Raw genomic sequence first — 7671 nt, forward strand, 5'->3', positions numbered from 1 at the left:
CGCCGGGCGTTACGACCGCGCAATCCGACACCTCAAAGGGACGATTGCCATGCGTATGCTTCTTGCCACCCTCTTTGCCACGACGGTTCTGGCCCACGCCGCTCAGGCCGCAGACGTCTATCCCATTGATCGCGCGACAATTCTTGCCGGTTCCCCGTTCGATTTCAAGGTCGAGCTCAAGAGCGCCGTCAAGGCGGAAGACATCAAGGTGACCGTCAACGGCCAGGACTACAAGGCAGCGCTCGGTGCCGAAGCCGCCTATGTCGCGATGGAAAAGGGCAAGGAAGACAAGGAGCTCGGTTCGGCCCTGCTCCTGCGCAACGCTATAATTGGCGCACCGGGCAGCTACAAGGTCGAAGTGACGGCTGGCGGAGAGACGAAGACCGTGACCTGGCACGTCTATGCCACGGCGGAGCAGCCGAAGGTCAAGAACGTCATCTTCCTGCTTGGCGATGGCCTTTCGGTTGCGCACCGCACCGCCGCCCGCATCATGTCGAAGGGCATGACCGAGGGTAAGGCCAATGGCCGCCTCAACATGGACGACCTCGAGCGCATGGCCTTCATCGGCACGTCGGCGACCAATTCGATCGACACCGACAGCGCCAACACCATGTCGGCCTACATGACCGGCCACAAGACCGTGATCAACGCCGTGGGCGTCTATGGCGACCGCACGCCCGACAGCCTCGACGATCCACGGGTCGAGACCATTGCCGAAGCGCTGCGCCGCCAGACGCAGAAGTCGATCGGTCTCGTCACGACCTCGGAAATCGAGGACGCCACGCCGGCCGCCGTCGTCGCCCACACCCGCAACCGCAGCGACAAGGCCGAGATCGTCGGCATGATCTACGACGTCAAGCCGGAGGTCATCCTTGGCGGAGGCTCGGCCTATTTCCTCGGCAAGGAGACGCCCGGCTCCAAGCGCAAGGACAACCAGGACTACATCAAGCTTTTCCAGGAAGCCGGTTATGCGCTTGCGACCGACAAGAGCGAACTTGCCAATGCGCCCGCCGACGGCAAGCTTCTCGGTCTGTTCCACACCGGCAACATGGACGTGACGCTTGATCGCGAGTTCCTGAAGAAGGGCACGGTCGAAAAGTTCCCCGGCCAGCCAGGCCTTGTCGACATGATCAAGACCGCGCTCGACAGGCTGTCGAAGAACGAAAACGGCTTCTTCCTGATGGTCGAGGGCGCCTCGATCGACAAGATGAGCCATCCGCTCGACATGGAGCGCGCCGTCGTCGAGACCATCGAGTTCGACCAGGCGGTCGGCGTTGCCCGCGCGTTCGCGAAGAACAACCCGGATACGCTGGTTGTCGTGACCGGCGACCATACCCATGGCGTCTCACTGCTCGGCATCATCGACGACACCGTCGAGGGCAAGGAAGGCCGCGACAAGGTCAAAACAGGCGCTTCGGCGGGCTTCCCGAACTATACCGACGAGAACAAGGACGGCTTCCCCGACAAGATCGACGCGAGCCGTCGTCTGGCGATGTTCGTCTCAAACTTCCCCGACTACTACGAAACCTTCAGCCCCAAGCTGGACGGGCCGTTCGAGCCGGCGGTGAAGAACGAGAAGGACGAGTATGTCGCCAACGAAGCTTACAAGGACATGCCCGGCGCCGTGCTGCGCGTCGGCATCCTGCCGAAGGACGAAAGCACCGGCCAGCACACGGTCGACGACGTCGTGCTGCAGTCGGAAGGTCCGGGCAGCGAGGGCTTCAGAGGCTACATGGAGCAGAGCGACGTCTACCGCGTTCTCGTCGATGCGCTTGCCCTCGGCGTGAAGCAGACCAACTGATCGTTTGAAACCCGCCTCCTCCCTGAAACGGGGAGGAGGCTTCACGCTGACGTTCATTCCCGGCCACATCACGCCCATGCGCTGCCGGGGTACTCTTGGCGATAAGACGATGACCCTACCGACACCCATATCCTTGAGCCGTCGAGCTGTGCTCGGCCTGATTGCCGGCGCGGTTGTCGCGTTCGACGGGCATGCGGCCCTGGCCGACGCCAGTCTCACTTTCGATGAGCTCTACGGCAAGGTCAGTGTACTCGGCCTCGAATTCTCGACAAAGGTGAAGAGCCTTGCCGGTCAGGAAGTCCGCATGCGCGGCTTCATGGCGCCGCCGCTCAAGGCAGAGGCAGCGTTCTTCGTGCTGACGGAAGTTCCGATGGCGCTTTGCCCGTTTTGTTCGTCGGATTCCGATTGGCCGGACAATATCGTCGTCGTCTATCTCGGGGAGAAGCAGACCTTCGTGCCGCCCGGCCAGACGATCGAGGTTCGCGGGACACTGGAGGTCGGCTCCTGGACCGATCCGGAGACCGGATTCGTCAGCCTGCTGCGTCTGCGCTCGTCTCAATTTTACGCGGTCTAGGGCATGCTTGGTCTTCAACTCGCAGGCGTCGATGTCAGCTTTCCCGGACTTGCCGCACCCGCTCTTGCGATCGACAGCCTTGACGTCGCCGCCGGCAGCCGTGTGGCGCTCACAGGTGCGTCAGGATCCGGCAAAAGCACGCTGATCAGCATCCTGACCGGGCTCGAGCGGGTCGGACAGGGCCGCATCCTCTGGGGCGATGTCGATATCTGCGCGCTCTCCGAGGGCCGTCGTGACCGTTGGTGCGGCGCCAATATCGGTCTGGTCCTGCAGGACTTTCATCTTTTCCCCGGCCTCAGTGCTCTGGACAACGTTCTGCTGCCGACAAGGCTCTCCGGCGCGATGAGCCGTGATGTCGGCGCCCGTGCTGAACATCTGCTTCTGCGTGTCGGCCTCACCCGGCCGACCCAGATGATCGAAACCATGTCGCGCGGTGAAATGCAGCGGGTGGCGATCGCCCGCGCGCTTTTGCGCAAGCCGGGTGTGGTCATTGCCGACGAGCCGACCGCCAGCCTCGACAGCGACGCCGGCGAGACCGTCGGCGACCTGCTGCTCGAGCTTTCACGCGAAAGCGGCTGCACGCTGATCGTTGCGACGCACGATCTGGCGCTGACGCGGCGTATGGACCGTCGCATCCGGCTTGCCGCCGGGCGCATCGTCGAAGATGGCCTCATCGAGGAGCGCGCGGCATGATCGGTTTCATCCTTGCGGATCTGCGCCGCCTCTGGGCCGGTTCGCTCGTCGTCGTCCTCCTGGTTGCGTTGGCGACGGCGCTCGGCGTCGCCGTCACCTTGCAGGAACGGGCGCTTCGGCTCGGCAGTGCGCGTGCTGCCGACAAGTTCGACCTCGTGATCGGCGCCCCCGGCAGCGAGACCCAGCTCGTGCTTTCATCGATCTTCCTGCAACCCTCGCCGCTGCCGCTGATGGAAGGCACGGTTCTGCCGCGCCTTCTTGCCGATCCGCGCGTCGCCTCCGCAGCACCGGTCGGCTTCGGTGACAGCTTTGGCGGCTATGCCGTTGTCGGCACCTCCACCGGGTTGCTTGCGGAACTCGAACAGCTTGCCGAAGGCCGCGCCTTTGCCGCCCTTGGTGAAGCGGTTGCCGGCGCCGCCGTCGATTTGCCACTCGGTTATACGGTCAAGCCGACCCATGGACTTGCCGAACTCGGCGGCCACGCCCACACGGAACTCGCCTATCGCATTGTCGGGCGCCTCAAGCCCACGGGCACCGCCTGGGACCGTGCCATTTTGGTTCCGATGCAGGCGGTCTGGGCGCTGCATGGAATGGAAGCGGCGGAACACGATGATGCCGACGATCACGCGCATGACGAGGCCGCGTCCGGTGTCGAGGCGGATCACCCTCATATCGATGCGGACGCGGCGCTCGACGAGAATTGGAGCAAGGCCACGCCCGGCCTGCCCGCGATCCTCGTCAAACCGAAATCGATCGCCGACGCCTACAAGCTCCGGCAGGACTATCGCAGCAACTCGACACTGGCGGTTTTTCCCGGCGAGGTGCTGACGAACCTCTATGCGACACTTGGCGACGCCAAGCGGGTGCTCGTGGGAGTGACGACGGGCGCTCAGGTTCTGGTCGCAGCCGCGATCCTGCTCGTCACGATCCTGCATGTCGGCCAGCGCCGACGGCAGATCGGGGCGCTTCGTGCCTTCGGCGCGCCGCGCACGGCGGTGTTTGTCATCGTCTGGAGCGAACTGTTTGCGCTGATTGCCGCCGGTGTGCTTTCCGGTTTCGCGCTTGGCTTCGGTGCCGCAAAGTTCATAGCCGGATATCTTTCCGGTGAGAGCGGCGTTGCCATGCCTGTCATGTTCGCTGCCGGCGACGGATTTCTTGTCTCTGCCATTCTCGTCTTCGCCGCCATCCTCGCCGTCCTGCCGGCCATGATCGCCTACCGGCAATCGCCGGCGGCAGCCCTTCGCGCCTGAGGTCTCTGGCTTCTTAGACGAAAGTCATAAGCCGAAAGCATCCCTGCCTGCGGCCCTCCTTTTCTGACATCCTGTGATCAGGCGCACCACGTTCGGACGTTCAAGGGAGGAATTGTCCGAGCCAGCCAATGGGCGCTCCAATGGGCTGTTTTGGAGTGGAGGATAAACAAAATGGCAAATGTCGCGACAGCGGACGACACAAAAGCACGTCCGATGACCGGCGAGGAGAAGAAGGTCATCTTCGCCTCGTCGCTTGGTACCGTATTCGAATGGTACGATTTCTATCTCTACGGTTCGCTCGCCGTTTACATCGGCGCGACCTTCTTCAGCTCCTACCCGGAAACGACGCGAAACATCTTCGCGCTTCTGGCGTTTGCCGCGGGCTTCTTGGTTCGCCCGTTCGGCGCTCTGGTCTTCGGTCGCCTCGGCGACCTCGTCGGCCGCAAATACACCTTCCTCGTGACGATCCTGATCATGGGTCTGTCGACCTTCCTGGTCGGCATCCTGCCTGGCGCTGCCTCGATCGGCATCGCTGCGCCGATCCTGCTCATCGCTCTGCGCATGCTTCAGGGCCTGGCGCTCGGCGGTGAATATGGCGGCGCTGCAACCTACGTGGCCGAACACGCGCCGCACGGGCGTCGCGGTTACTTCACCTCGTGGATCCAGACCACGGCAACGCTCGGTCTGTTCTTGTCGCTGGTGGTGATCCTGCTCGTCCAGTACCTGGTGGGCAAAGAAGCGTTTGCAGCCTGGGGCTGGCGCGTTCCGTTCCTGGTCTCGGTCGTGCTTCTCGGCGTTTCCGTCTGGATCCGCCTGAAGATGAACGAGTCGCCGGCCTTCAAGAAGATGAAGGAAGAGGGCAAGGGTTCCAAGGCACCGTTGTCGGAAGCCTTCGGCCAGTGGAAGAACGCCAAGATCGCGCTTCTGGCACTGTTCGGCGCCGTCGTCGGCCAGGCCGTCGTCTGGTACTCCGGTCAGTTCTACGCGCTGTTCTTCCTGACGGGCGTGCTCAAGGTGGACGGCCAGTCGGCCAATATCATGGTCGCCGCCTCACTGCTGATCGGTACGGGCTTCTTCGTGCTCTTCGGCTGGCTCTCCGACAAGATCGGCCGCAAGCCGATCATCATGGCCGGCCTGCTGCTTGCCATGCTCACCTACTTCCCGCTGTTCAAGGCGCTGACCTGGGCCGGTAACCCGGCGCTCGCTCAGGCCCAGGCAACGGTACGGGCGACCGTGACCGCGGCACCGGGCGACTGCAAGTTCCAGTTCAACCCGACCGGTACCGCGAAGTTCACGACCTCGTGCGACATCGCAACCGCGTTCCTGACCAAGAACTCGGTTCCCTATGACGTGGTAACGACCGCTGCGGCGGGGACTGCCGCGACTGTGGAGGTCGGCGAAACGACGATCAACAGCTATGACGCGATCGCTGCAGGCGATGGTGCCAAGGCTGCCAACGCCGGCTTCGAAAAGCAGACCAACATGGCTCTCCATGATGCCGGCTACCCGCTGGTTCGTGGTGCGGCAAAGGTTCCGGAATCCAAGCTTGACGGCTTCGTCGCCGCCAATCCGGAACTGGCGCTTGATGCCGCTGCCGTTCGCGGCGGCGAAAAGACCATGGTTCCTGCCGACAAGCTCATTGCCGACAAGCTCCTGACCAAGGACGAAGTCGGCGCCGCCACCGAAATGGCTGTCTACACGATCGCCAAGGGCGGCAGCTACGCAATGGTGGCGGATCCTGCCAACGTCAACTGGACGATGATCATCGCCGTTCTGACCGTTCTCGTCATCTACGTGACGATGGTCTACGGCCCGATTGCCGCCCTGCTGGTCGAACTGTTCCCGACCCGCATCCGCTACACCGGCATGTCCCTGCCCTACCATATCGGCAACGGTTGGTTCGGTGGCTTGCTGCCGGCCACGGCCTTCGCGATGAGCGCGGCTCAGGGCGATATCTACTACGGTCTCTGGTACCCGATCGTCTTTGCGGGCATCACCCTGGTCATCGGCATGTTGTTCCTGCCGGAAACCAAGGATCGCGACATCCACGCGATGGACTAAAGACTTCCCCGAGAGGCATTACGGCTCTCCCGACTCCGGCGCGGCTTTCCGCGCCGGCTTTTTTATGGGCGGGAGCCTGTTCGCTTTGGGATAGGCCAACCGCCCTCGTCGGCGCGGAAAAGCCAGCCGCGTTTGGCGAAGAGAAACGCCACCATCATAGATGTCCATAGGCCAAGCAGCAGCCCGGCAGCAACGTCGCTCGGATAGTGGGCGCCGACGATGACGCGCGAGACCCCGATGACCAATGCCATCACGAAAAACAACGGCCGCAGCTTCGGCAGAAGCATGGCAAAGGCGCCGAAAAAAGCACCCGCCGCCGTCGAATGACCGGATGGAAAGCTTTCGAACAGGGTGTCGCCGGTAAACGGCGTCAGGCTGTAGGCACCGAGATCCACCAGAAGCTCGGGCCTTGCCCGCCCGATCAGGAACTTCAGCACATGCACGAGCACACTGGCAGTGCCGATCGTCAGCAAGAAATAGGCAGCAAGGTTGCGGACAGTTCGGGCTTTGCGCTGAAACGGCGCCTGGCCAACGGCACGCTGCAGGATGAAGGCGACGGCAAGCACCAGACCCGAGACATAAATCATCCAGCCGAAGGTGCCGAAGTCGGTAATCAGGCGATTGAAGGCGACGATGCCCTCGGGCAGTTCCTGCGCCCGCGTCGACAGAAACGGATCGAGCGGAATGAAGGCGAGTACGAGGATCAGTGTCGTCACCAGGATCCATCCGGTTGATGCGAGCGGTCGGTTCATGTCGGCCTTTCCAAACGGTCTGCATGCGAGAATGCGGTCCCTCGCCGCCCCTCATTGCTCGCAGCATCTGCCTGCATGTGTCGGTTCGGCCGTCGAATTCAAGACTGTCGAATGCAAAACACCTCCGGATCGCTCCGGAGGTGTTCTGACAACTTGCGGGGCGCTGCCCGATCGGGCGCGCCTCTTGCTTGAACGTTTCCGCTTCAGACGATGCCGCGGAAACGTTCAAGCTTTTTGTTTTACGCATTTCCTGGCGGAAAACCGCTTCGCACTTTTCCTGGAAATGCTCGTATCAGGCAGACAGTGCCTTGAACTCGGAGAGGATGGCTTCGCCCATCTCGACGGTTCCGACCTGGCGTGCGCCTTCGGCCATGATGTCGCCGGTGCGGATGCCCTTGTCGAGCACGGTGGCKATCGCCTTYTCCAGRTTGTCGGCTTCCKTCACCAGGTTGAAGGAGTAGCGCAGGCACATGGCAAACGAGGCGATCATGGCGATCGGGTTGGCGATGCCCTTGCCGGCAATGTCAGGGGCCGAACCGT

At 62.6% G+C, this 7671-nt stretch carries 7 protein-coding genes; 5 read left to right on the forward strand and 2 right to left on the reverse strand.

What is annotated here, in order from left to right:
• Positions 1 to 49: 49 nt before the first annotated feature.
• From ASD02_RS21795 to ASD02_RS21815, 5 genes are all read left to right on the forward strand, one after another.
• Positions 50 to 1801: an alkaline phosphatase gene (locus ASD02_RS21795; protein WP_025425275.1), complete on the forward strand. Its 1752-nt coding sequence runs from the start codon at positions 50 to 52 to the stop codon at positions 1799 to 1801.
• 109 nt (positions 1802 to 1910) lie between these two features.
• The gene (locus ASD02_RS21800; RefSeq protein ID WP_025425274.1) at positions 1911 to 2375 is read left to right on the forward strand and encodes a hypothetical protein; all 465 of its coding nucleotides are present in this window, start codon (positions 1911 to 1913) and stop codon (positions 2373 to 2375) included.
• A 3-nt stretch (positions 2376 to 2378) separates the two neighbouring features.
• On the forward strand, positions 2379 to 3068 hold the full coding sequence (locus ASD02_RS21805; RefSeq protein WP_025425273.1) for an ATP-binding cassette domain-containing protein: 690 nt from the start codon (positions 2379 to 2381) through the stop codon (positions 3066 to 3068).
• On the forward strand, positions 3065 to 4318 hold the full coding sequence (locus ASD02_RS21810) for an FtsX-like permease family protein (RefSeq protein ID WP_025425272.1): 1254 nt from the start codon (positions 3065 to 3067) through the stop codon (positions 4316 to 4318). The genes ASD02_RS21805 and ASD02_RS21810 overlap by 4 nt, the downstream gene beginning before the upstream one ends.
• Before the next feature lie 171 nt (positions 4319 to 4489).
• Positions 4490 to 6379 (forward strand): MFS transporter, encoded by a 1890-nt coding sequence (locus ASD02_RS21815; protein ID WP_025425271.1) that lies wholly within the window; start codon positions 4490 to 4492, stop codon positions 6377 to 6379.
• Between the two features lie 62 nt (positions 6380 to 6441).
• Here ASD02_RS21815 and ASD02_RS21820 read toward each other — a convergent pair whose 3' ends face one another.
• Complete coding sequence (locus tag ASD02_RS21820) at positions 6442 to 7131, reverse strand: phosphatase PAP2 family protein (RefSeq protein WP_025425270.1); 690 nt, start codon at positions 7129 to 7131, stop codon at positions 6442 to 6444.
• A gap of 292 nt (positions 7132 to 7423) precedes the next feature.
• Positions 7424 to 7671, reverse strand: a 248-nt coding sequence (locus tag ASD02_RS39895; RefSeq protein ID WP_244494258.1) for an isocitrate/isopropylmalate family dehydrogenase, incomplete at its 5' end; no start/stop codon positions are given.

The organism is Ensifer sp. Root1252 (genome assembly GCF_001425885.1).
GTDB classification, from domain to species: Bacteria; Pseudomonadota; Alphaproteobacteria; order Rhizobiales; family Rhizobiaceae; genus Ensifer; species Ensifer canadensis.